The following is a 24,442-nucleotide window of genomic DNA, read 5'->3' as shown; positions in this document are numbered from 1 at the left end:
GCTATTCTCATGACAGATGGGAGAGAGTATGATGAGCAGTCAGGATAAAACCTTTCGCAGCTTTTTAATAATTTGGTCGGGGCAAATGCTTTCGGCAATCGGCAGTGGACTGACAGCCTTCGCCTTGGGAGTGTATGTCTTTCAAAAGACACAATCGACCACGAGCTTTTCCCTGGTCATCCTTTGCTCCTTTTTACCTTCCTTTTTGCTGCTGCCGTTTAGCGGCGTGCTTGCAGACCGATTTGATCGCAAAAAGATGATGATCATCGGAGATTCCGGCTCGATTGCTGGCTTGTTGTTTATTCTGTTTTTCCTACTGTCGGGTACTATAGAATTGTGGCATATCTACACAGGTGTAGTGATGAGTGCGATATCTGCGTCGATTCTCACCCCCGCGTACAAGGCAGCCGTCTCCGATCTTGTTTCCGAAGAGAAGTATGCCCAGGCAAGTGGGCTCATTCAGTTGGCCGGCTCTGCCCAATACCTGATCTCCCCGATGATTGCCGGTTTTCTGCTCAGCTTCTTTGACATCAAAACGGTTTTAGTCATCGACATCCTGTCCTTCCTGCTTGCTGCCGCCGCTGTTTTTGTCATCATGAAGCAGGTTCACACCCCCAAACAGGTTGAACAGCAAAGCTTTTTTCGTGAAATGGCCGAAGCCTTTCGCTACCTTCTTTCCCAGCGTGGCGTCCTCTGGCTTGTTCTGTTAATGTCCGTCGTTTGCTTTTATATCGGACTGATGCAATCCTTGTTTGGCCCGATGATGCTGACATTGACCGATTCCAAGGTTCTCGGCATCGCCCTTTCTATCGCTGCATCCGGTATGCTCATAAGCAGTATTTTTATCGGAATTTTCGGGACAGGAAAGAACAAGGTTTTCATCCTCTCCCTGTCTCTGACAATCGCTGGTCTCTTTTATGCCTTGATGGGAGTATACACGACTGTCACCCTGATTGTCGTCTTTGGGTTCCTCTTTTTCCTTACCCTTCCGTTTGTGAACACAAGTCTGGAGGTTCTGATCCGGACGAATATCGATAACGAACGGCAAGGCAGGGTATGGTCCCTCGTTTCAGCTATATCCCAGATCGGAATGGTTCTGGCATATGGTTCAGCAGGTTTTTTGGCTGATCATCTTTTTTCGCCTCTGCTTGCGCCGGATCGGCTGTTGGGGCAGACGGTTGGGCAAGTAATGGGGACGGGACCTGGTAGGGGAATCGGATTTTTATTTGTTGTTTCTGGAGTGATGGTGGCGATTTTGGCGATTGTCATCGGGCGTGTTCGGAAGATAAAAGAGCTGGAAGGAAAAATGGCAAAGGAGAGCAACGCGTAGCAGGTCCAAACGAGATCAGGGGAGCATGTATAGCCTCCTGATCTTTTTGATGACGGATATTAGATGAAATCGCACGTTCCCAAAACAAAAATCAATTGACTGAATTATGAGTATTGTATACGATAATTATCGATAAAGATAATTTCAACAGTGAGGTGATATGTATGTTCGTGATCAATCTCACATGCCTGAAGTGCGGTACTACCCACCCGATGACTCCTACCTCATACATTTGTCCCACTTGCGAGCATGGTTCGACTGATATGGATACAGATATTGGCATTCTCGATGTACAGTATGATTATCTGGCGGCACAAGAGGCTCTTTTGCGAGGAAAGGACAACAACAGCTCTCGGTCCGATATCTTTCGTTACATTCCGCTATTGCCGGTTAAGCAGCCTGCCGATGTTCCTCATGCAGGCGGTACTCCTTTGCTGAATGCACCGCGACTGGCTTCCCGTCTCGGCCTCAAGTCTCTCTATATCAAGGACGAAACTCGAAATCCAACTCGTTGTCTAAAAGATCGCGCTACAGTGATTGCGATGACGATGGCACAAGAGATCGGTGTCACTGATTTTTATTGTGCTTCCGCTGGGAACGCTGCAATCTCGCTTGCCAGCTATTGCGGGCATCAGGGATTGAACTGCCACGTGTTTGTCCCACAGGAGGCATCCCAAACTAGACTCAACTGGCTTCGGCGATTTGGCGCAAATATCCAGGTGTCCACAGGAAACTATGATCAAGCCTTTGACGAAGCAGAAACGGCTGGAGCCAAGTACGGTTGGTACAGCCGCAACTGCGCCTACAATCCTTTTCTGGTTGAAGGAAAGAAAACGGTCGCACTTGAAATCGGCGAGCAGCTTGGTTGGCAGGCACCAGATTTAGTCGTATCCCCTGTCGGCGATGGCTGTACACTTGGTGCCATCGGCAAAGGGTTTCGTGAGCTTTCCTTCCTGGGATTGACCGATCGACTGCCCAGACTCCTTGGAATCCAGTCGGAAGTCATACAGCCTTTGGTGCATCGTTATCACGAACAGAGCATCACGCAAGACCAGAGAACGACAGCCGCGGCTTCCATGGCAGTCCGTCGCCCGCGCAATGCCCTGCGATTGCTGAAGGAGCTTCGAGCAAGCGAGGGGACGATGCTTGCCGTTTCCGACAGTCAGATTGCGGCAGCGCAAAAGCTGTTGGCAGTAGAAGCTGGAATAATAGCCGAGTTCACCAGCTCAGCTACACTTGCCGGGTTGATGAAACAGGCGGAAGCAGAGTCTTTAGCAGGCAAAACCGCAGTCCTGGTGATCACTGGAGGAAGACTTGATTCTGATTTTTAATGGAGGAGTGAAAACATTGGCGGTTCGTGAAGTTTTGCAATTAGGCAATCCGCTATTACGAGAGGCTTGTTCTACCGTCAAAGATCCTTGCTCTAGCGAAATTGCGGCTGTTTTGGCAGACATGCAAGACACATTAACACATTGGCGGGAAACAACCACTTATGGTCGTGGAATTGCGGCTCCACAAATCGGAGTAATGAAACGGATTGTACTACTAAACATCAATCACCCCTGGCCGCTCATCAATCCAACGATTACGGAGCGCTCACCCGAGACAATGATTGTTTGGGACGCTTGTCTGAGCTTTCTTTGTATATTCGCGCAAGTCACCCGCAATAGCTGGGTAAAAGTACGCTATCAAGACACTACTGGCACATGGCATGAAATAAAAGCAGAAGGACTCTTATCCGAACTTCTCCAGCACGAAATCGATCATCTGGACGGCATTCTGGCATTGGATCACATGACAGATATCCGTACACTTTGCACCCGCGAAGAGTTTGAAAAACGTTATCGTGCAGAAAGCCCGTATCGCCAATGAGTCCAAAACAACCTCTGCGTGAGCAATTGAGAAAAATCGTGTTGGAGCGTGTACTGAAGGGTGATTTTCCAGCAGGCACCCGAATCGTCGAGTCAGCACTGTCAACCGAATTGGGTGTAAGCCGGACACCTCTACGAGAAGCGCTGCTTGATTTGACAAAAGAAGGTCTTTTACGTTCCGACTTGTCCAGAGGGTTTACCGTTCGACCATTTACTGCTCGCGAGGTGCGGGAGATGTACCCGATCCTCTGGACCCTGGAATGTCTGGCTCTGCGAATGGCAGCAGATATCCCCGCTCTAAGCGAGCTGGATGATTGCAATGCACAGCTTCTGCAGGCAAAAGGAAAACCCGCGTCTGCATTGGAGATCGATTTTCATTGGCATGAACTCTTGATTGCCGGCTGTCTCAATCAACGGTTGCATGAAATGATTGCGGATGTAAAAAAAATGATTCGGCGCTACGAATATTCCTTTATGTGGGACGCAGAGCTCATCCACAGATCATTTTTACAGCATCAAGAAATCATTGCTGCTTTGGAACAAAAGGACATCGAGCTAGCCAGCCAGCTCCTCGAGACACACTGGCGCACAGGTATGTCGTCTTTGCTTGAACAAATCACTGTTTAGGTTGAACTGGGGACTTTTCATCCGATTGTCCTGTCTACTATAATCAAAAATACAAATTTTGCGAGGGAATAATCTTGAGAAAAATGATTTGGCTTGTCTGCTTTCTATTTACTTTTCCATCGCTACTAAGTGGTTGTAATACTGCTGTTTCTTCAACTGCTCAACAACCAAAGCAAGTACAGGTGGATAAAAATTATTTACTCGCACTACATACAGCCAACAACTTCCTGATTGCGTGGTTGAACAGAGACGCTTCGAAAGGTAGTGAATTGCTTACTGATCACGCTAAAAAATCAGTTAGCCCAGAAGATTTAACCATGTTTTTTTCAGGGTTATCAAATCCTCACCATCAAGGATTCGAGATCATTGGACATGAAAATGCAGGTGAAAATACGGTGACGTTTCATGTTTGGTTATATGAGTATTATTCTGGCGATACACCGGAACCAGAGAAACGTCCTGAGCCTTACACCATTGAAGTGAGTAAAGTGGATGAGAATACATGGTTAGTTAATAATCTGCCCAAATAGAGGTACACAAAAAAAGAGGGGACTCTCATATGGTAACAATCTATCATGCTTACCCCTCTACGTTTTTTTTATTCAGGAGTTTTTTCATCTGCTTCCCTGCAACCTTTTAATCAGGTAAATAAGTATATGATTATAGTAAAATGTAGTAACTGCTCCAAATGAAGACGATATGCAAGCACATTGGAAGATTCGAGGAAATTACCTATGAAGAGAATACAACGAGCAGGTATGTTGATCATGTTAGTGATACTGCTAAGTACAGCTAACTGCTTACCGGCTCTTGCCGCACCACAGGTCCATGTAGCCGTGGATGGGCAATATGTGTCCTTTCCTGATGGGGCACCGTATGTAGATGTAAAGTCCAAGCGCACAATGGTTCCAGTAAGATTTGTAGCAGAAAGGCTTGGTCTCAGTGTGCAATGGAATGGGGAAACCAATCAGGTGACGCTGAAGAAAAAAGACGAAACCATCCATTTAACCATTGGGCAAAACCAGGCGCAGGTGAATGGGAAGGATGTAACCCTTGTTGCACCAGCGGTGATTAAAAACAAGCGCACAATGGTTCCGCTTCGCTTCATCAGTGAAGCCTTTCATGCACAAATCGATTGGATTGCCGAGCGTAATCTGGTTGTCGTGACAACCCCAGGGCATGCGAAAGTGGTGCCTCCGCCCTCGCCACCGTCCACTATCGATCGCACTTCGCAGATTCAACGAGGTACATGGATTTGGAATGCCAGCCTCATCAAAACGGAACAAGAAAGCATCCTAAAGTTTGCTAGTGACAACAAATTAACTACGATATACCTTCAGATTGATAAAGACATACCTGCAGCGGCTTATCAAAGTTTTGTTCGCGGAGCAAAGGAAAAACAAATCAAAGTGGAAGCACTTGAAGGCCGTCCCAATTGGGCTTTTACTCATAATCAAAACCAAATCAGGCAGTTTATTTCATGGGTAAAATCATACAATGCAGCAGCTGGAGCAGATGAAAGGTTTGAAGGACTGCACTTTGATATTGAGCCCTATATTTTAGCGGAATGGAAAACAAAAAATCAGCTGGTTATTGAAAATTGGATGAACAATATGCGGTTTATTGAGAGAGAAACAAAAGGAAGTGGTTTGAAAATTACGTTGGATATTCCTTTTTGGCTTCATCTCGTCAAGGTCCCCAGCTCCAACTATAGCTTCAGTGCGTGGCTATTAGAGAAGGTAGATTCTGTTGTCATCATGGATTATCGAAATGCTGCTTTAGGCAATGATGGGATCGTTGCCAATGCAAAGACAATCTTAAAGGAAGCAAGTACGCTTAAAAAGAACGTGATCGTTGCGGTGGAAACTGCACCCACTTCGGAAGGTGCCTTCACGACGTTTTATTCGTTAAGTACAGGGGCTATGAAAGCCGAATTAAAAAAAGCAGAGGAACAGCTGTCTCAGTATCCAAGCTATGCAGGGTACGCGATCCATAACTATGAAAGCTGGACGGCATTAGATGCAAAATCAAAGTGATTCATCAATGAGTAGGGCCCTATTCATACCTGTCTAGTTGATGAAAGCCCCGCCAGTTTTAGTGTGGCAGGGCTTCTCCAGACTTGTCTACTTTTTCATTTCTAGCAATAGAGGCACACCATTTTCCTGGATCTTCTTTACAACCTCATCGGTAAGCGTTACATTTGCAGCTCGATCTTTCAGTTCTTGCTCGATTTGCTGCTCCACGCGCTCAGCTTCCTTTAGCCAGCTGCTATATTCCACGGTAAGCAATTCTTTGTTATATCTGGAGAAAGAGATTTGGGCCTGATCCCCTTTATCCGAATTTACCCGGAAGCTAATATCCGAATTTTTGGCTCCTGCCTTATTTTCCTGATATCCTTGGGATGCATACTCTACGGAAGTCACTTTACCAGAAACGAATTGATATTTTTCTGCTGCTGCTTTCGCTAGCTCTTGATAGTCTTGATTGTTTTTCAACAGGTTAAAGTCCATTCCCTCAGGAATATTCGCCTTGTGATAAATTCTTTTTGCTATCGAATGCTTTTCACCCGTCACGGCATCCAGAGCAAATTCATAGGACAGCGTATCTGTAATCGTTACATTCACTTCCCATATAGCCCGCAGGTGCGAGGTACTGACGGGACTGTACGTCATTTCCAGTGTTTTCCCGTTCAAATCGATCTGGAAGACCCTCCACAAATTTTGGCTGGCCAGCTCAGCTGCCTCTTCCATTTTCATATCATTTATCGTCGGCTGATCCACTCCGACCATCTTCACTTTGTAATCCTTTTTCACATAGCCCGCAGGTACATTGGTGCTGGCCATTGCCGCATAAGGTATGCTGTAGCTCGTAGGCACCACTTGCTTTTTCCCGATTTCCGATGCTTTTACCATTTGACAAACACCGCCGAAAGCCAGTGTAGCAACTGCAATGGCTGCAACAGAACCAAGAATCATTTTTCTCATTTCATTTCCTTTAGCCATACTCAACTCATTTTTCCTCCTTTGATCTTGCATTGTGGAATGTGATTACAATTGTCATAATAGAAAAGCAATATCATGAAACAATCACGAACTTATTAGCAACTTGTAAAAGTTAATTTGGCTGTTGTACCTCTACCTAGCTCAGAGGAAAAACTCAGCTTCGCCCCGTGATTGGCTGCAATTTGCTGACAGAGCGTCAGACCTAATCCCGCTCCCCCTCCAGAACGACTGCGCGAGGCATCTACTCGATAAAATGCCTCGGTTATATGGGCCAGATGATCCTCTCCCATGCCTTTGCCATTATCTTGGACAGAGATGACCTTATGCCCATTCTCCAAGTCAGCTACCAATCGGATGGCTCCCTCCTGTCCACATGCTTTCATCGCATTATCAAGCAAATTAACAAGCAAAATATGCAACAAGTCGGCATCACACACCAGCGTGTCAAAGCAATATTCATAGGTAATCGAAATGTTCTGCTCTGCAGCCCTCATGGTCAGAGATTGCTCAACCTCGCGAAGCAGCTCATCCATCCGAACACTGCTCAGCTCGAGCTTATTCTCACGCAGGGTTGCCATATCCAGTAAACGGTAGGCGATATTCTGGAGTCTGCGACTCTCTGACATAATGTAATTGGTCGCAAATAGCTTGTCCTCTTCTGTGCGAACGACCTTTTGAATGTATTCCGCATAGCCGTAAATCGCAGTCAGAGGAGTCCTGAGCTCATGAGCCAAATTATCGGCAAATTGCTGCTTCTGTTGCGCTGCCGTAGCGAGCTGCTGTATCTGACTCTGGATTTCCTCCGCCATATGATTGAAGCTTTCCGCCATCTCAGCGAGCTCGTCATGTCCCTTCACCTCGATCCGGTTCCCATACTGCCCCTGCGCAATACTCTTCGATGCAGTCCTGATTTGCTGCAGAGGCTTGAATACGCGATTCAATACGAGCATGAGACAGATTGCCAGCAATGCGCTAAATAACATTCCCATCCCGAACAACGTCACCGTCATTTGGGACCACGCAGAAATGACTGCAGACACATCGTAGTAATAGACAAGCGTATACATATCATATGGCGCGGGCAAAGTGCCTGCTACGCTGATATATTCCTTGTTCTCCACCTTTTCCAGCGAAATCAGGCGCTCAGCTTTCTTCGAAATAACTGGCGGCAAGGGGAAGACTTGAGACTCTTCCATAAAATTGTTCGCAATACTTCGGCCATCCTTGGCAATGGTCAGGATTACTTTTTGCTTGCTATAAAAATCAAAATAGGAGCGATAGAGAGAAACGACTCCACTTTCGGGCGATTCTCCTCTTTTTTCCAAGGCATTCAAATCTTTTGCATACGACGACGCAATGAAGTAGTGTTCTCTGAGACTGCGATCTTTTGAACTATCCAAATTGCTCTTCAGCGTCACTACTGAAGCGAGCAAAATGCCACTATAAAAAAACAGAAGGAATAGAGTGAGCGTAAGCAAAAAAGTCCGCGATTTCATCTCTACACCTCCAAACGGTATCCCATTTTATAGACGGTCTTGATTCGATTTTCCATATCGAGCTTCTTTCTTAATTTTTGAATATGAACATCTACGGTTCTTGTATCTCCTGCGTAGTCAAAGTCCCAAGCAAGCTCGATTAATTTTTCACGCGATAGCGCAATATTTCGGTTTGTTACCAGCACCTCTAGCAAATCGAATTCTTTAGGGGTACATTCAACTGGACTTTCATTTAGAAATACTTGCCTTCTCTCAAAATCGATTCTCAGCGCATCCAATTCAAAGCTTTTGCTTTCTTTCTTCGTGCGCCGCAGAACCGCGTCTATTCGGGCCAGCAGCTCCAACATTTCAAAAGGCTTGACCAAATAATCATCTGCGCCAAGCGTCAAGCCCTTCACCTTATCGGATAAACTGCTGCGAGCGGTCAAAAAAATCGTTGGAGTGCCTCGAACCTGCTGAAAAACATCATACCCATCCACCTCGGGAAGCATGACGTCCAGCAAAATAAGATCGACTTCTTTTTGTGCTTGTATTTGAATGGCCTCTTTTCCATCGAACGCGGAAAGGCATATATGTCCTACTGCTTGCAGATTTCTTCTGATCAGTTCATGGATCGGGATTTCATCCTCGACAATTAAAATGGTTGCCACACGGATCACCTCTCTATTAGCATAGCACGGTGTTGTTATCGAGTTGTAAAAGCAACCATTCTTTCCTATTGATTTGATTACTCTCACTAGCAAAAGGAATGAAAAAAGCCCAAGTGATTGTCTCCACTTGAGCTCTGCTGGTCATTCACTTAGGTACATGTACTGCTCTTTCAATGTTCTATAACGCGGCCCAGGTGTTTTCAAGCCACTGCTCAAACTCAGCCCCTTTTTCACCCTCGTACGCATCATATACATCTGTTCTCATCTTCTGTAGCTTCTCTTTGAACTGTTCAAACGTATGATCTTTTGGCAAACTCTTCTTAATTCTTACCAAGGCTTTTGTTGTTCCTTTAATCAAGTCGCCTTTTTTCTGTGCTGGTAATTGGACTTCTTCGCCAAATTCCTTAAGCTTCGTATACGCAGCCTTTTGAACCTTGTACACAGCATCACTAGTCATGATTCGCTTTAATATATCGATGGTTTGGCTGTGTTTCCACTGACCTAACTCTTCAACAGCATCAAAACGTTCTCTCCAGTTCGATGTTCGATTGGCAGATTTTTTTAGCTCCTCGTAATTTGAGGGTAACTCATTATTTGCTCCGTTATGATTCAAAAAGATCAAACTCCTTTTATTCTTGTCCAATCTATTATGGCACTATTTTTGTTTCTTTAATATAAGCCTTTCACATTTCCTACGCTCCAAACCGCTGACGATACCCGCATCTCCTGCATAGCTCCTCGACAGCCTCTCTGCGTGAAAAGCCTTCGACGAGGTTGTTCGCACGCTCACCGTCGACGATGTCCGAAAAAGAAGTCTGGTTAATATTCCCCAAATTAATGACGCCTTCCCCGTCCAGACAGCATGGCACGACCGTTCCGTCCACCAAAATAGCCGCCTGGCTGCGCAGTCCGTGGCAAAAGCCCTTGCCGTCATCCTCTGGCGCTGTGAGGCTCGGCCACTGGAATTCATGGTCTTGGTTCAAATAAACGCGGTCACCGATTTTCACGCCACTGCCTGGCTCTACTTTCTCTTCGATCTTGTAATCGAGGCCAAATTCCTTTTCTACAATTTCGAGTGTCTGGCGGTTTCTACTCTTTTGAATGTTCGTCGCATTATCCTGCGTCAAATTCCAGAGACGGAATGAAAAAAGGACCTTATGCTCCTTCGCTTCCCGGACGAAGGACAGGATTTCCCGCAAATAGCCTTCCCGGTTGGTAGAGCCCTCATGTCCGTCAAAGCTGTGGAGCGAAAAATTCATCTGTCTCAGTGCAGGCTTCCCGAGTAACTTGTGCCGATTTTTTGCGATCAAGGTGCCGTTGGTCGTGATATTGACCTTAAAGCCTTTTTCGTGGCTGATATCGAGCAGCTCATCGATTTTGGGATGCAGTAGCGGCTCTCCTTTTACATGTAAGTAAATGTACTTGGTGTGCGGCTTGATCTCGTCCAATCTTTTAGCAAAGTCATCGACCTTGATAAAATTGGCTTTGCGCTCGGTTGGCGGGCAAAAGGAACAGGCGAGATTGCAAATGCTGGTGATTTCTATATAAACTTTCTTAAATGTTTTCAAGATGTTTTCCCCATTCTGAATATCTATGATAGGATGTCGTTTTCTTAATCATACCCCACATAGTACCATAGGAGAGCTTTTATAGGTAACGGTGCATTCTGGTGGTTTACACACTCATGTCATGGAATAATAGTCAAAAAACATATCGAGAAACGAGTGCAGGACCTCAGATTTCTCATCTTGTCGGTAAGCAATGGCTATATCCATCATGACACTCGTATCCTTCAGTTCTCGAAAGACAGCCCCCGTATTTTGTGTATCCACTGCGGCGGAAAGAGAGACTCCCATCCCCATACCTACAAGAGAGATTACGGTTTGAATGTCATGTGTTTCAACCGTGATTTTTGGTGAAAATCCGGCTTGATGGCAGATTTTTGTCACGGTATCGTAAAAGCCTGGCCCAATCGCCCGGGGAGTTATGACAAACGATTCCTCTGCTAATTCGGTGATAGAGATCGGCCCCCCTTTTATAGCCAATGGATGATTCTCAGGCAGCAAGGCTTGAAGCAGCACCTGCCTATAATTCTTCACGATGAGCTCTTCACTATTAACAGGCGGTGTTAGTAGACCCACATCAATTTTTTTCCCATGCAAGGCACGTATTTGCGCAGTAGTTCCCATCAATTGCAGGCTTAGACTGACAGTCGGATACTTTTCCCGATACTTTTCGACGATAGGAAAAATGTTTTGGCCCGTTCCCGTAAACCCGATTACGAGCTTCCCATGCTCCGCTCTTGCCATCATTCTGGCGGTATCACATGCATCCTCTACCAAATCAAGCATTTGATACGCCTTTTCCAAAAAGGCTTTTCCTGCATTGGTCAATTCCACACGCCGATTCGTCCGATAAAACAGCGGTACGCCAACCTCTGCTTCCAGCTGCTGAATTTGTCTGCTTAACGGGGGTTGGGCAATATGCAAGCGCTCAGATGCTCGACTGAAGTTGAGCTCTTCTGCCAATGCCACGAAATATCGAATATGCCTCAGCTCCATGTTTCCCACTCCCCTCTTTTGAATAATACCCTGTAAGTATCATTACGGATTAATTGGGTATTTCTACAATTTCCCGTTTCTCTATATAGTATCTATAAATCCTACTCTTGCAACGCTCATTTCAAATAATCGGTCGGGAAGGAGACACCTTCCAGGATGTCATGAACCATTCACTTTTGAGGAGCTGATCTTATGAATTTTCAAAACCGCGTAGAGAAATTACGAGTATTCATGGAAAAGGAAAATTTGGCTGCCGTATTACTGACCGATCCAATAAGCCAGTGCTACATCACCGGATTTGAGATTATTACGTATTCCCGACCGATTTTCACCATCGTAACCAAGCAGGAATGTATCTTAATCGTTCCAGGTTTGGAGGAAGAACACGCTAAATTACATGCCAGATTTGATCAGTTAGTCGTCTATTATGAGCATCCTGAAAAAGCCTCTCAAGGAACGGACCCTATTGCTTTGATATTACAATGCTTGCAGCCTCTTGCAGGCAAAGGGAGACTCGGAATGGAGTCGCGCTCGTTGCCTTTTGCACTCGCTAGCATCCTCCAAAGCAAGAATTGGGAACTGGCAGATGTTTCTGCGGAAATGAATCATAGCCGGGCGATTAAGGATGCACAAGAACAGGACAAAATGCGCCAAGTATGCTCACTCGCCGTTGGCTCTGTACAAGCTGCGTTTCGCGCCCTTGCTGTAGGAATGACAGAACGGGAGCTTGAAAATGCAGCTGCCAGCGCCATTTATCAGGAAGCCTCGACCCTCTATCCGGGCTCAAGCTTTTTCACCGGAGGAATGAATCCGACCGGAAGCGAGCGCACGATACTCCCACATGTGTTTTCCAGCTTGAAAAAAGTCGAGCGTTGCGACGGACTCATTATTACGAGAATTACTTCACTTGACGGCTATAAAGGTGAGTGTGAGCGAACTTGCTTTGTTGGGGAGCCATCCGCTAAACAGAGAGAGCTGTTCGAGGTCATGGTAAATGCCCAAAAAGCAGCCTTTGCTACCATTAAAGCAGGAGTGCTGGCAAGTGATGTCGATTTCGCTGCGCGCTCCGTTATCCAAGAAGCTGGCTACGGCGAATATGCCGTTCACCGCACGGGACACAGCATCGGTCTCACTCTCCATGAGTCCCCATTCTTCCGGTTTGATGACAGCACGATTTTACAGGAAGGAATGGCATTTACAGTCGAGCCTGGGATTTATGTACCTGGAATAGGAGGCTTCCGTCATTCGGACACCGTACTCGTTACAAAAGACGGATATGAGATGCTGACTGAGTGCCCCCGCTCGATTGAGGAATTGGTCTTTGCTTTGTAGGTGAGGAAGCTGTTTTCCGATTGAACAGAGAAATCCAATGACATGAAAATGACGCTGGCATCGTTTGTCCAGCGTCATTTTTCATCTTCTGCTTTGTTTATCCGCTAGCCTTGGTGGCAGGTTGTAGCCTATTTTGATTGTCCTTCTCCCTTACATTTGATCAAAGTTACCTTTCCTTCCCCATTCATTACTCTTCCGGGATATAGAGGTCGCCCTTTATGATTCGTTCAGGACGGCTGCCCCGGATGCGATAATTGATTCAAAGCGTAATCTAGTAATTCTTCTTTCACAATCCTCGGCAATTCAAATCTATCATACCGCAGAGCATTCGGATTTATTTCTACTGTTCTACCTGCATCTGCTTCTTTTTTTACCAAAAAGGCTAACGCATCCAATGGATTCGATGATTCCTTCAGCAGTATTCCCCTTAATTTTGCCAACAATTGATGTTGATAAACGCTCTGGAATTGTAGCCGTCCATCCGTTTGCTTACACTGTATTTCATAATGGCTATAGTGATCAAAGACTTCCCAATCAGACCACTTCTCACTAAGTTGTTCTGATATATTTGGGAGATCATAGGCATGCCAAAATTCTAATCTCCTCATTTTTAAATCAAGATGAAAACCACCTACAGGGAAACTATAAGACCATTCACCCAAAGATAAATTTTTATAGCCATAGGATTTGTTTATCTTGTTGATCATACCAGGACCGTCTGATAAAAAAGCTTCAACACCTCCACACAAGGGGAATATGAGAATCTCGTCTTGCGAGTACGCTACACTTGCTACAGTATCCACCCAATCCCTTTCCTCTGGAGGAGTTAAACTTGTATCATTCACATCGTCTTCACGGCTCTTTAAAACTCTTTCCTTTGGGTAACCAACATAGGCTGCTACATCTACTATTCCTTCATAAGCCCAATCAATTTCCCACCCATGCCAAATTTTCCTCATCAGTTTTAAATAGAGATCCTTAGAGGAATGTTGTACAGAATATCCTCTCCTCCGTAGAAAACTATCTTCTTTTTATCTACATCAAGAACTGCTCCGCCTTCCGCCCAAACATCATCCAACCATCCAGACTCATCAACCCTTGTCTGCATTTCGATAAACTGGATGGCATACTGCTCTCCCCAAAATAAATCTTTTGGCAACGTGTTCGCACACCAGTGACTATAGTACAAATCGTAGGTATTACCTCTAACGACAATCAGATTTGCTCTTTGTCCCATTGCTCCCCTCCTGCCCCCCTGCCTTCACAAACTACAACTCAATCTCAATCCTTGTCCCATGCCCCTCCTCACTATGAATCGTAATTTCACCATCATGCGCCTGAATAATATCATTCGCTATAGCCATTCCGAGTCCAGAGCCTTTATGCGCCTCACCCGTATTGGTTCCCCGATAATAACGATCAAAAATACTGTTCAGTTCTTCCTTCTTAATCCCTTTTCCATTATCCTGTATCACGATATGCGTTCGTTCCCTCTTTTCCACACGCACAACGATTTTTACGTCGGGTTCATTGTGAACGATCGCATTGTATATCAAATTGGTGATCGCTCTCCTCATCAAAATTTCATCAACCTCTACGGATATGTGCTCTGCCGTTGGCTGAAATTCTATTTGCCGATGGGCGTACTTTGGGTCATTCACTATATCGATCACGATGCTTCTCAACAGCGTCACCATATTAATGGTTCTCTTATGAATGGATAGTTCTTTATTTTTCAAGCGTGTCGTCAAATGTAGGTCTTCCATGACCTCTTTTATATAGAGTGATTTTTGTTCAATGATCCCTGCATATTCCCGAATTTCATCCAAGGTAAAATCGTAATCTGGGTCTTTGATCATTTCCGAGTAGCCCTGGATGGAGGCAAGCGGTGTTTTTATATCATGGGAAATATTTGCGATCCATTCCTCTTTTAACTGATCCAATTTCTTGCGTTCATTCTCGTTCGTTTTCAACTGCTGGGATAACTGATTGACATGATCGAATACTTGCCGATAAATTCCTTGTGGCTCGTAATGGACATGGTATTGGTTGTTTGCCAAGTGTTTGATCCCGTCAATGAGGGAATGCAGCGGCTGTGTAAGACGCTTGCTAAACATATATCCGATCCACAACGCAATCAGAATATCGATGAGAAAAATATATGCCCCAACCTTGGAGATTTGGAAAAAAACCTGGTTATCGTAAGAGATCACGTAGCGATTTAAATCAGGATCTTCTATCCCGATGAAATAGCTGTATCGGTGGTCTTTTCCTTCCTTTTCCCCGATAAAAACAGTCGTATCTCCATTCACCTCTTGATACTTGTACATTTGAATCATATCGGTTGGCGTATATTTTTTCTTTACCCCTTCAGGCACAAGGTAACCCATGATCTCCTTGCCATTTTCGTCTAAGATTTGAATCCACGCCTTCTTTTTCAGAAGCTCGTTTTTTCCTTCCTCCGTAACCGTTACTCCGCTATTTTCAATTTTGATCTGATTCTGGAACTCCCGGGTGAACTGCTCAGGTGGTGTTTCCTTTTTGAAGAATATCGGTATGTCGAATCCGGACTGAGCGATTAACAAAGCGAAAGTGAGAAATAGATTCATGAAAATAACGAGTACTACGACCAAAACAACCGACACTAAATATCTTCCGGTTACTTTCCATTTCATGGATTAATGATCCTCTACAGTTAGTTTGTATCCTAAGCCTTTTATCGTGATCAAATACTTTGGCTGGGAAGGCTGTTCTTCAATCTTTTCCCTTAACCTCCGAATGTGCACCATGACTGTATTATCAATGCCCGTAAAATCCTCGCCCCAGACTGTATCGTACAGCTTTTCCTTACTGATCACTTTATTGACGTTTTGCAGGAAAAACTTCATTAGCCCAAGCTCTTTCGGCTTTAAATCGATAGGCTTGCCGTTCTTTAACAACTCTGCTTTTTGCGGGTTCAACTCAAAAGGACCCGCTTTTATAATCGGATCTTCTATCATCTCGGCTACCGCATAATCGGCTCTGCGCAACTGTGCCTTCACCCGATAAGCAAGCTCCTTGGGGCTGAACGGCTTGGTGATGAAGTCGTCTCCCCCTATGGCAAAGCCCAGTATTTTATCGATTTCTTCTGTTTTGGCGGATACGAACAGGATCGGTACTTTGGAGACATTCCTCATCTGCTTGCAAATCTCATAGCCTTCTCCATCCGGCAGCATAATGTCTAATAAGACCAGGTCTGGCTTCCTCGTTTGAAATTGAAGCCATCCTTCCTGTGCTGTCGTCGCCGTTATGACTTGCTCGATTCCTTCCTTGATGAGCACCGTTTTTATAAGCTTCAATATATCTTCTTCATCGTCGATAATTAATACCTTTTTGCTAGACATTCCATACCGCCTCCTCAACTGCCCAATCCTTTTACTGTGAGAGTATGCCTGAGACTTGGCCGCAGATCAAGCTGGATTCATGCTCCCTTGATAGAAGAATGCGCAAAAAGGCCGTTTTTCAAGCCTTCCTGCGCATTCCATTCCACTACTTTATTTTTTGTTTGCCATAGGTCATAAAGCGCCACATCTTTTCCAAAGGTCCCATGGTAAAAAATTTGAACCACAAAGTGCTGAAGATGATTTGTACGATAAAAATCAGGCAGGCAATGATGACTACGTTTACCGGTGAGACGGTTTCTAGCCCCATGATGGAAATGATCAGCGACCCAATCAAGCTTTGTGCAACATAATTCGTAAGAGCCATCTGGCCTACTCGCGATACAGGAGTAAACAAGGAACGAATCTGCTCATGCTCCAATAGCAAAAATAAGGAGCTTAGATAAAACAAGACCGCAGGAACGGTGCCAAGTGAAACGATCAGATTCAGTTCATCTGCTCCACTCTGCGCTGCAAACCAGGTCCAAATTGAAAAACCTGCAACTACCGGCAATGATCCAATCGCGACTAGCCTGATCTGATTTTTCCATTCCCCCACTCGTTTGATCAAATCAGATTTTGCAGCTAGAAAACCTGCCAAAAACATAAGAAAGATCAACGTCGAGTCGGCAACAATTGCGTCTAGTACACTGGCTAAGGAGCTAGGTGCCCCTGTAAGCTTCCAGATTAATGCGAGCAGATAAACGCCAGTGATCGCCACAAGCCATTTACTACCTGTCGCGACTTTTGCTCGATAAAAGGGCAGCAGGAGAAAACCAATTAGTGCATAAGCAGGCAAAATCGTTCCCCAAAATAAAAATACATGAACGACCCCGATGACAAAGAGTGTCAAAAGACGCCGAGAGAATCGTCTTAACGGCTTATCTCCCCGCTTTTCTGCCCGGGAGGCGAAAATATAAAATCCAACACCAAACAGGAATGAGAAAATAGAGAAGAACTTCTTTTCCACGAAAATGTTGATCAAAGTGTCGATCACTGCATTGATCCCATTATTAACAGGGATGTCCATACCTTCTGTAAGCAGGATATAGCCTTTCACATTAATAAACAGGATCCCGAACAGTGCGAGACCGCGAATGATATCTAATGAAACGATTCGCTCTTTTTGCGGGATGGATGGGTTCATTTGCTTCTACTCCTTTCTTTCTTGCAGCTTTTCTGCGACTTTCTCTGGGAGCTTTTCTTTTGCCACTTCCTGATAAGAGGTCACTCCCTTTCCTTCTTTCACGTACAAGCTCAGATACGCTTTTTCCCGAAGCTGCTTGTCCGCAGTAAACTTCAGGGTAGTTTGCGTTCCGTTTTTATCAACAGCTGGCAATTCATATTCATATCTGACCAGCGTCTCTCCATTGCCGATTCTGTTTGTCAGTTCCTTTCCTGGCCCTTGGATCTGCGTATAAAATACGTCTGCACCAATCCGGTTTAGGTTTACATTTTGGATAATGAGCAGGCCTCCAAGGAAGACGGCTACGATCCATACACAAGTGATGATGTTATTTTTCATGGCTCTCTCCCGTTTTTTCGTATTTGATTCGTACAAAGCTGATTATAGCCGCCTGCACCTTACAGCGTTTTAATCCGAACCTTAACTAAACCTTAAAAAATAAAAACAGCAAACCTCGGTAATGAGATTTGCTGTTCGCAACGGATAGTTGGCTTCCAAGTATAAATTCTATGATTGTTCCACTTGCTCAGGTTCTCGCCGTCGCCAGCTCGTGAATACCAATGTCAAGGCAACGATGGCGAGGATCATCCCGAGCAGGCGAAATCCCTCAGCGCTAAGCCTATCTCCCATTACAATGCCGAGTAGCAGTGAAGAGAGAACGGTGCCCAAATATCTCGATGTCATAAATAATCCGGATGCTACTCCAATCATTTCTTTCGGAGAGCTCTTAAACAAGGCAGCTTGCATGCCAACATTGTTCAACCCGTTGCTAATGCCAAATGCAGCTAGCACCAAACACACACTGATAACTGGTGAACTCTCTTCCAGTGTCACAATCCACACTGATCCTATTGTCATCAATATTGCAGAAACCAGCAAGGCTGGCCTTGGTCCTGCTTTATCGATCCATCTCCCTGTTAGTGGTGACACAACAAGCGAGCAAAAGCCCAAGCTTAACATAAGCATCCCTGTATCGACCTCGCTGTTATGACGCACCATTTGCAGGTAGGATGGAAACCCAAAAAAGAGCGAGTAATAAAGCAGGTTCACGAGTATGAATTCGACATTCACCCAAGTCATCGCGGGATATTTCGCAAATGAACGTACAGGAATAAAGGGTGATGTCGCTTTTAACTCATGTCGTACGAAAAAGCCTAGCGCAACGAGACCGAGCAGCCCGACGATGACAATACCAAATGAGACATGGCCAGATGATGTTGCTGACAACAATCCAATGAGTAAACCGACCAGCCCCACCGTAAAAAACAACAGCCCTTGCACATCGATAAGCTCTCCCCATTCTCGTAGGGACATGCCCTGTGTAGTAGATTTTGGCGGTGCATCATCAGGAATATTCCTCCACGCAAATAGAAAGCTCGCCACCACAAACGGAATATTAACGAAAAAGATGGCTTGCCAATCCCACCAATGTAGCAATACACCGCCGATAAAAGGCCCAATCGCTGCCGCTCCTGATAGAAACATGGACAAAACGGACAATGCAGTTGCCTGTTTTTCTGTGACATGAACGCGAACAATCGCCATCCCTACCGCAACCATCATGCTTGTTCCAATGGCTTGCAAAATACGGAACACAATGAGCCAACCGAAACTGGGTGAGAATGGAGCTAATAATGATGCCACAGAGACAACAGCTAGCCCCGTAAGGAATATCTTTTTGCGGCCAAATAAATCGCTGGCCTTCCCCATCACGGGTTGAGCAATGCTGCTTGCAATATAGAAGGTAAAAATAATCCAGGAAACCTGGGTAAAATCAAGGCTGTACACATGCTGCAGTCTTGCAATCGCCACCGCAATCATGGAAGAATTTAAAGGGTTTAGTAGTACCCCCAGTCCAACAGAAATTAACAACCACCTGCTGCGAGCATTCATTTTTTAGCCCCCCTAAAGCTTGTTGAGGATAGCGTATAGGATATCTCACATTTACTCCAACGCATTTTATGCTATGATTTCATTGACTCAAAGGAATGAACGGAGGGGAACTCCATGGAGCTTCTTCAATTAAAATATTTTCTTGCTGTAGCTCGATCCGAGCATGTGACCGAAGCCGCCAGAAGTCTGCATGTGACACAATCGTCGCTCAGTAAAACGATTCACCGCCTGGAGGAAGATCTCGGAGTCCCTTTATTCGATCGGATCGGAAGAAAGCTGCGATTGAATGAGTACGGGAGCAGATTCCTTCGCCGTGCGGAAAAAGCATTGTTTGAATTGGAACAAGGGAAACAAGAAATACGTGATTTATCCAGTCCGGAGCACGGTACGCTTGAATTGGCGGTCACAACTGCAAGCACATTGCCACATATCCTGCGAGAATTTCGGAAAAAACGGCCCCATATCCAATTTCATGTGCAGATGCTGAGCACACAGGAAATGGTTACGCTGCTTCAAAGAGGCGAGGTCGACTTTTGCTTGTCCTCACCGCCCATTCACGAGGATGACATCGTGTGTCAAATCGTGTTTCTTGACCCTATTCTTGTAGCTGTTCCTAAGTCGCATCGGCTCACAGACCGAAGCAGCGTATCCTTGGCAGAGTTGGCAGATGAATCGTTTGTCGGTGTAAAAAGAGGCTATGGTACACGCGATTTGGTCGAGTCGATGTGCAAATCGGTTGGGTTTGCACCGAATTTTGTGTATGAGGGAGATGAACCTGCCAGGCTGATCAGTCTCGTAGAAGCTGAGATTGGCATATCCTTCATCCCAAGTACGGCAGCCTCTGCACATGAAAAAATCAGCTATCTCCAGATAGAAGATCAAGAATTGGTACGGGAGATCGCTTTGCTTTGGCACAAAAGTCGGTACATCTCGCGGGCTGCTCTGGAATTTCGGGAGGTCGTTGTGAAGTATTTTGAGTCGATATCCAAAATAGACTGAGTTGAATGGGGAAAAGCTATGAAGCCTAAAGTGATCGTATTGGATTTGGATGGAACTCTTCTCAATTCCAAAAAACAAATATCGAAAAGAAATATGCTTGCTCTGCAGAAGGTGAAAGCTGAGGGGATTCCTGTTATTTTTGCAACAGCTCGTCCGCCAAGGGCTGTGAACTATGGAGATATCCATTTATTTTCATTTGGAACGGTCGTATTCTATAATGGTGGATTATTTCGGTGCGATGTTACAAATCGCGAAATCCATCATTCAATAGCAAAAGAATTGGTTGCTTCTATCTTTGATTATTGCCTATCGGTAGACCCTGAAGCCAATATTAGTGTTGAAGTCAAAGATAAATGGATCACCTATAAATCGTTGGATTATAGAGAAATGATGAAGACTACAACAAACCCAATCATTACTAGCAAAGAAAAATTAAAAGGCTATGATTGCACAAAAATTCTTCTAACCGATTGGAATCATTTTGAACATCTCGTTACTAAGTTTGGGGACCAGGTTACTATTATAAGCACAGATGATGGAAAGTTGATTCAAATCATGTCTCTAAAAGCATCAAAAGAAAATGCCGTTACCTATTTGATTGAATCTCAGGGCTATAAAATGAGTGACGTCATGTGCTTTGGTGATGACTTCAATGATTTGGGGTTGTTTCAGGCCTGTGGTATATCAATAGCGATGGGAAATGCCATTCAAGAATTAAAAGAAACGGCAACGGAAATAACGGAAACGAACGATAATGATGGAGTGGCTATCCTATTAGAAAGAGTCCTGGGTATTTCGCAAAAGAGTTAATCTTTAGCTAGCACCTCTTCCACCTGCCAGCACTTCCACTAAAATGGGGTCAATCGTTCAATATAAAAACAGCGGTCAATCTAAGATTTTTTTTCAGCTCTTAGTTGGCCGCTGTTTCATTTTGTGGAGTCAGTCTAAAACAATCTCTCGTGCGAGTCAAACTCATTCCCATCAGCTTAAAAGCTTTATTCTACGCTTTTCAACGACTCAATCATATTAATATTGGTTACCTTTCTCCTGAGCAGCAGGTTAGATAGAATCGTAAGCACGTAGGCAAGAATAACGGAGACTAGCATGACAAAAACATTGATTTGATCTGGTATTTGTTGATGGCTGCTAGAAAGTGCCTTTACAACAATTGAATAGACATAGCCACTGATCGGCAGAGCTACAATGACCGCAAATGTGGTCAAGATGATATTTTCAAAAAAGATCAGTCTGTTTATTTTATTTTTTTGATAGCCTAACACCTTAAGTGTTGCGAGCTCCCGAGTTCTTTCATAAATGTTTATGGAGGAGATCGTATAGATGGCGCCAAAGGAGAGGATGACGGCACTAATGATAAACATGATAAAGACAAAACTGTTTTGCTTCAAAATGTATTCAGCTGATTTCTTTAGGTCATTCTTATCTGTAATGGTCTCTACATGCAGAGCTTGTTCATAGAAGCTGCGAACGCTGATCCGATCTACAAAGCTGTCTGCTTCAACCAGTAGTGAGGTCGGTCTGTAATCTATGTCAAAGCTCTTTAAATAGGCTGGTGTGCTATAAAACGACGGATTGGAATACTGGGTAGAGATATGTAAAACCTTCATATCTACTGATTGATTTTTTAGCTCGGGTGCAACAAATTTTATTTTGATGCTATCTCCTGCTACAATCTGATATTTGTCGGCATAGGATTTGGGTATCAGCACGCCACTATCTTCCAAAGATATCCGGCTTTCATTTTCGTCAAAGAAATGGATGAGATTGTTTTCTTTTTCGGTAACAATGAGAGTGGCCTTTTCTTTTTCAGCATCTTTTATGAATTCAACAGGATAGGTCGCTAAAGGAAAGCTATTTTTTATACCAAAGGGTGCTTTAACCGCATCCGTAGCTGTTCCCACCGCATAATCTACTCGTAAATCGTAGGTGTAAACATCTTCAATTTGGTTGGCTACTTTTAGCAAAGCCGTTTGTGTGCCAAAAGCCGTTATCAATAAAACCGTGCTAACAACAATACCAATTGAGCTCGCGATTGCCTTTTGCTTGTTTAAAAATATATTTCTCAAAATGAGCTTGTAGCTGTAAGAAATACGATTCCATATACCCGGAACTCTTTCGATCCATAGCTTTTTCATCTGCTTTGGCGGTTTCGGACGCATAGCCTGAGCTGCACGTTCCTTTAAGACGCTTCTACCACTGAGGTAACACGCCAGAATCCCAAAAGCACTGGAGAAAATCATTGGAGGAAGGAAAGAATAAATAGATAGAGAGTAAGTAATGCCAGGCAAAGAGTATGCTCTTGCACTCGACGCCGTTACGAGCGGAATAAATACAAGAACAGCAGCGACACAACCGATTACGGAGCCTATTATACCTGCAAGCACTGGGTATCCCATGTAATGAAGCATGATGCTCCTGTTTTTTACACCCAAAGCCTTCATGATACCGACTTGATTTCGTTGAGAATCGATCATCCTCGACATCGTAAGAAAGAGAATAATAGCTACAATCAAAAAGAGAACGAATGGGATAACCTTGCTCATCAGTTTATTATTATGTATCGTTTCACTTATTTTCGAATAACTGAAAGTCCGTTCTTTGCTTATTTGGCCTACATAAGGAAGTTGTTTGGATTGTGCTTCAATGGATTTACCCAACAAGTCAATATCGTAGCCTTCCTTTGCTTCAATCATGATTTCATTGTAGGTAAATACACCGACGATTTCAGGAATGGCCGCCTCGGAAATATAAGCGATTCCGTACGCTTTATGATCCTGTATTTCGTTCTTTTTGGCATGCTCAACATTCTCTCCCATGCCGCTAATGGTAAACGTAAAATCTTTTTCATTTGCTCTTAGAGTGACCTGGTCACCGACACGATAATCATGTTCTTTTGCATAATGGGAATCGAGTAAGATCTCCTCTTTTTTGGATGGAATCCTGCCCTCGATCATCGTAGGCGTATTGATTTCATTTTCGAGCGGAATGGAATGAATTTTGATGGAAGCCTTAAAGCCATCAAAGGATTGTGTGGCGTCAAAGGTATAGCGTCCCTCGATTTTTTGGATGCCCTCTACTTTGCTCAAAGCCGCCACATCATTTTGGGGAATTTGACTGTAATACACATTGAGGTCGCTTATATGATGTTCTTTAAAGTAAGCCTCCGTATACGCACTAAGATTATCACTATAAGTGACCAGCCCCGCATAGAAAAAAGCTCCTACTGCGATAACCAAAACAAAGGCGATAAATTGCCCGATCGATTGTTTGATATCTCTTCCTAATTTTAAAAATAATTTCATTCTCACCACTCGATCCCTTCGACACTTTGTTTATCCGTATTTATCGTGATACTATCAATCCTTCCGCTTTTCACCTTAATCACTTTATCAGCCATTGGAGCAATCGCAGAATTATGTGTGACCAAAACGACGCATTTCTTTGTTTCCCTGTTTAAATCTTGCAACAGCTTTAGGACTGACTTACCTGTCACATAATCCAAAGCCCCGGTTGGTTCGTCGCAGAGTAAAAGTAAAGGATTTTTGGCAACCGCCCTAGCGATCGCAACTCTTTGCTGTTCTCCTCCAGAGAGCTGGGAAGGGAAGTTTTTGACCCGATCCGCGAGCCCCACTTTATGTAAAATCTCTTTCGCATCCAGATGGTTTTTGCATACCTCAGTGGCAAATTCCACATTTTCCAGAGCGTTTAAATTCGGAATTAAGTTATAGAATTGAAAGACAAAGCCAACTTTCTCACCGCGATATTGGGTTAATTTTTTTTCGCTCAATCTGGTTACCTCTTGATCCCCCACAAGCACTTGGCCTGAGGTAGCCGTATCCATCCCGCCAAGTATGTTCAATATCGTACTTTTCCCAGCACCACTTGCCCCCAAAATCACGACGAATTCTCCCTCCGAGATGGAAAAATCAACACCGTCCAGGGCCTTGATTGGCACTTCCCCTATTTTGTATTCCTTGGTTACATCTTTGAATTCGATTAACTTTTTCAATGATTCCGTCCCCTTGAATCGTATTTTATGGTTCTAACGGGCATCTAAG

General features: G+C 44.4%; 24 protein-coding genes. 9 read left to right on the top strand and 15 right to left on the bottom strand.

The genetic code is table 11. The features are described 5' to 3' along the window. Positions 1 to 31 precede the first annotated feature (31 nt). From ADS79_RS01635 to ADS79_RS01610, 6 genes are all read left to right on the top strand, one after another. Entirely contained in the window at positions 32 to 1,330 is a 1,299-nt protein-coding gene (locus tag ADS79_RS01635; protein ID WP_049736667.1) for an MFS transporter, read from the top strand. A gap of 164 nt (positions 1,331 to 1,494) precedes the next feature. Beyond that, the gene (locus ADS79_RS01630; RefSeq protein WP_084765548.1) at positions 1,495 to 2,661 is read left to right on the top strand and encodes a threonine synthase; all 1,167 of its coding nucleotides are present in this window, start codon (positions 1,495 to 1,497) and stop codon (positions 2,659 to 2,661) included. Further along, positions 2,645 to 3,202, top strand: coding sequence for a peptide deformylase (def, locus tag ADS79_RS01625; RefSeq protein ID WP_201783396.1), 558 nt, complete (start codon positions 2,645 to 2,647; stop codon positions 3,200 to 3,202). Before ADS79_RS01630 ends, def begins: the two co-directional genes overlap by 17 nt. Then, positions 3,199 to 3,828 (top strand): GntR family transcriptional regulator, encoded by a 630-nt coding sequence (locus ADS79_RS01620; RefSeq protein WP_049736665.1) that lies wholly within the window; start codon positions 3,199 to 3,201, stop codon positions 3,826 to 3,828. The genes def and ADS79_RS01620 overlap by 4 nt, the downstream gene beginning before the upstream one ends. 74 nt (positions 3,829 to 3,902) lie before the next feature. Further along, positions 3,903 to 4,358: a hypothetical protein gene (locus ADS79_RS01615; protein ID WP_049736664.1), complete on the top strand. Its 456-nt coding sequence runs from the start codon at positions 3,903 to 3,905 to the stop codon at positions 4,356 to 4,358. Positions 4,359 to 4,595: 237 nt separating this feature from the next. Next, the gene (locus tag ADS79_RS01610; RefSeq protein ID WP_236699848.1) at positions 4,596 to 5,864 is read left to right on the top strand and encodes a copper amine oxidase N-terminal domain-containing protein; all 1,269 of its coding nucleotides are present in this window, start codon (positions 4,596 to 4,598) and stop codon (positions 5,862 to 5,864) included. 87 nt (positions 5,865 to 5,951) lie between these two features. Here ADS79_RS01610 and ADS79_RS01605 read toward each other — a convergent pair whose 3' ends face one another. From ADS79_RS01605 to ADS79_RS01580, 6 genes are all read right to left on the bottom strand, one after another. Continuing rightward, positions 5,952 to 6,836 carry a hypothetical protein gene (locus ADS79_RS01605; RefSeq protein WP_141260886.1) on the bottom strand — a complete coding sequence of 295 codons (885 nt, stop codon included), beginning with the start codon at positions 6,834 to 6,836 and terminating at the stop codon, positions 5,952 to 5,954. 89 nt (positions 6,837 to 6,925) lie between these two features. Then, positions 6,926 to 8,326 (bottom strand): sensor histidine kinase, encoded by a 1,401-nt coding sequence (locus tag ADS79_RS01600; RefSeq protein WP_049736661.1) that lies wholly within the window; start codon positions 8,324 to 8,326, stop codon positions 6,926 to 6,928. Positions 8,327 to 8,328: 2 nt separating this feature from the next. Beyond that, positions 8,329 to 8,976, bottom strand: coding sequence for a response regulator transcription factor (locus ADS79_RS01595; RefSeq protein WP_049736660.1), 648 nt, complete (start codon positions 8,974 to 8,976; stop codon positions 8,329 to 8,331). Between the two features lie 178 nt (positions 8,977 to 9,154). Then, the gene (locus tag ADS79_RS01590; RefSeq protein WP_049736659.1) at positions 9,155 to 9,589 is read right to left on the bottom strand and encodes a HEAT repeat domain-containing protein; all 435 of its coding nucleotides are present in this window, start codon (positions 9,587 to 9,589) and stop codon (positions 9,155 to 9,157) included. 79 nt (positions 9,590 to 9,668) lie between these two features. After that, positions 9,669 to 10,544, bottom strand: a complete 876-nt coding sequence (locus ADS79_RS01585; protein WP_049736658.1) for a radical SAM/SPASM domain-containing protein — start codon at positions 10,542 to 10,544, stop codon at positions 9,669 to 9,671. A 114-nt stretch (positions 10,545 to 10,658) separates the two neighbouring features. Continuing rightward, complete coding sequence (locus ADS79_RS01580) at positions 10,659 to 11,537, bottom strand: LysR substrate-binding domain-containing protein (protein ID WP_084765546.1); 879 nt, start codon at positions 11,535 to 11,537, stop codon at positions 10,659 to 10,661. 192 nt (positions 11,538 to 11,729) lie between these two features. On the opposite strand from ADS79_RS01580, the gene ADS79_RS01575 reads away from it, so the two are divergent. Further along, a complete protein-coding gene (locus ADS79_RS01575; protein WP_049736657.1) occupies positions 11,730 to 12,869 on the top strand; it encodes a M24 family metallopeptidase in 1,140 nt (379 codons plus the stop codon). 227 nt (positions 12,870 to 13,096) lie between these two features. Here the strand turns inward: ADS79_RS01575 and ADS79_RS01570 are convergent, their stop codons facing one another. From ADS79_RS01570 to ADS79_RS01540, 7 genes are all read right to left on the bottom strand, one after another. Continuing rightward, on the bottom strand, positions 13,097 to 13,828 hold the full coding sequence (locus tag ADS79_RS01570) for a hypothetical protein (protein ID WP_049736656.1): 732 nt from the start codon (positions 13,826 to 13,828) through the stop codon (positions 13,097 to 13,099). A 5-nt stretch (positions 13,829 to 13,833) separates the two neighbouring features. Then, on the bottom strand, positions 13,834 to 14,106 hold the full coding sequence (locus ADS79_RS01565) for a hypothetical protein (RefSeq protein WP_049736655.1): 273 nt from the start codon (positions 14,104 to 14,106) through the stop codon (positions 13,834 to 13,836). 31 nt (positions 14,107 to 14,137) lie between these two features. Continuing rightward, positions 14,138 to 15,544, bottom strand: coding sequence for a sensor histidine kinase (locus ADS79_RS01560; protein ID WP_049736654.1), 1,407 nt, complete (start codon positions 15,542 to 15,544; stop codon positions 14,138 to 14,140). A gap of 3 nt (positions 15,545 to 15,547) precedes the next feature. Further along, positions 15,548 to 16,252: a response regulator transcription factor gene (locus ADS79_RS01555; RefSeq protein WP_049736653.1), complete on the bottom strand. Its 705-nt coding sequence runs from the start codon at positions 16,250 to 16,252 to the stop codon at positions 15,548 to 15,550. A gap of 145 nt (positions 16,253 to 16,397) precedes the next feature. Beyond that, complete coding sequence (locus ADS79_RS01550; protein WP_049736652.1) at positions 16,398 to 17,435, bottom strand: DUF418 domain-containing protein; 1,038 nt, start codon at positions 17,433 to 17,435, stop codon at positions 16,398 to 16,400. Positions 17,436 to 17,441: 6 nt separating this feature from the next. Continuing rightward, positions 17,442 to 17,813 (bottom strand): YxeA family protein, encoded by a 372-nt coding sequence (locus ADS79_RS01545; protein WP_049736651.1) that lies wholly within the window; start codon positions 17,811 to 17,813, stop codon positions 17,442 to 17,444. A gap of 168 nt (positions 17,814 to 17,981) precedes the next feature. Continuing rightward, positions 17,982 to 19,367 carry an MFS transporter gene (locus ADS79_RS01540; RefSeq protein ID WP_049736650.1) on the bottom strand — a complete coding sequence of 462 codons (1,386 nt, stop codon included), beginning with the start codon at positions 19,365 to 19,367 and terminating at the stop codon, positions 17,982 to 17,984. Between the two features lie 114 nt (positions 19,368 to 19,481). Here ADS79_RS01540 and ADS79_RS01535 point away from each other — a divergent pair, with 114 nt between their 5' ends. Continuing rightward, positions 19,482 to 20,366: a LysR family transcriptional regulator gene (locus tag ADS79_RS01535; protein ID WP_049736649.1), complete on the top strand. Its 885-nt coding sequence runs from the start codon at positions 19,482 to 19,484 to the stop codon at positions 20,364 to 20,366. A gap of 18 nt (positions 20,367 to 20,384) precedes the next feature. Then, the gene (locus ADS79_RS01530) at positions 20,385 to 21,176 is read left to right on the top strand and encodes a Cof-type HAD-IIB family hydrolase (RefSeq protein WP_049736648.1); all 792 of its coding nucleotides are present in this window, start codon (positions 20,385 to 20,387) and stop codon (positions 21,174 to 21,176) included. Between the two features lie 185 nt (positions 21,177 to 21,361). On the opposite strand, the gene ADS79_RS01525 is transcribed toward ADS79_RS01530, so the two are convergent. Together ADS79_RS01525 and ADS79_RS01520 are read right to left on the bottom strand one after the other, a co-directional pair. After that, a complete protein-coding gene (locus ADS79_RS01525; RefSeq protein ID WP_049736647.1) occupies positions 21,362 to 23,686 on the bottom strand; it encodes an ABC transporter permease in 2,325 nt (774 codons plus the stop codon). Between the two features lie 2 nt (positions 23,687 to 23,688). Next, positions 23,689 to 24,393, bottom strand: coding sequence for an ABC transporter ATP-binding protein (locus ADS79_RS01520; RefSeq protein ID WP_049736646.1), 705 nt, complete (start codon positions 24,391 to 24,393; stop codon positions 23,689 to 23,691). Positions 24,394 to 24,442 lie beyond the last annotated feature (49 nt).

It is taken from the genome of Brevibacillus reuszeri (assembly GCF_001187725.1).
In the GTDB taxonomy this organism is placed as follows: domain Bacteria; phylum Bacillota; class Bacilli; order Brevibacillales; family Brevibacillaceae; genus Brevibacillus; species Brevibacillus reuszeri.
This window is presented reverse-complemented; position numbering and strand designations above follow the sequence as displayed.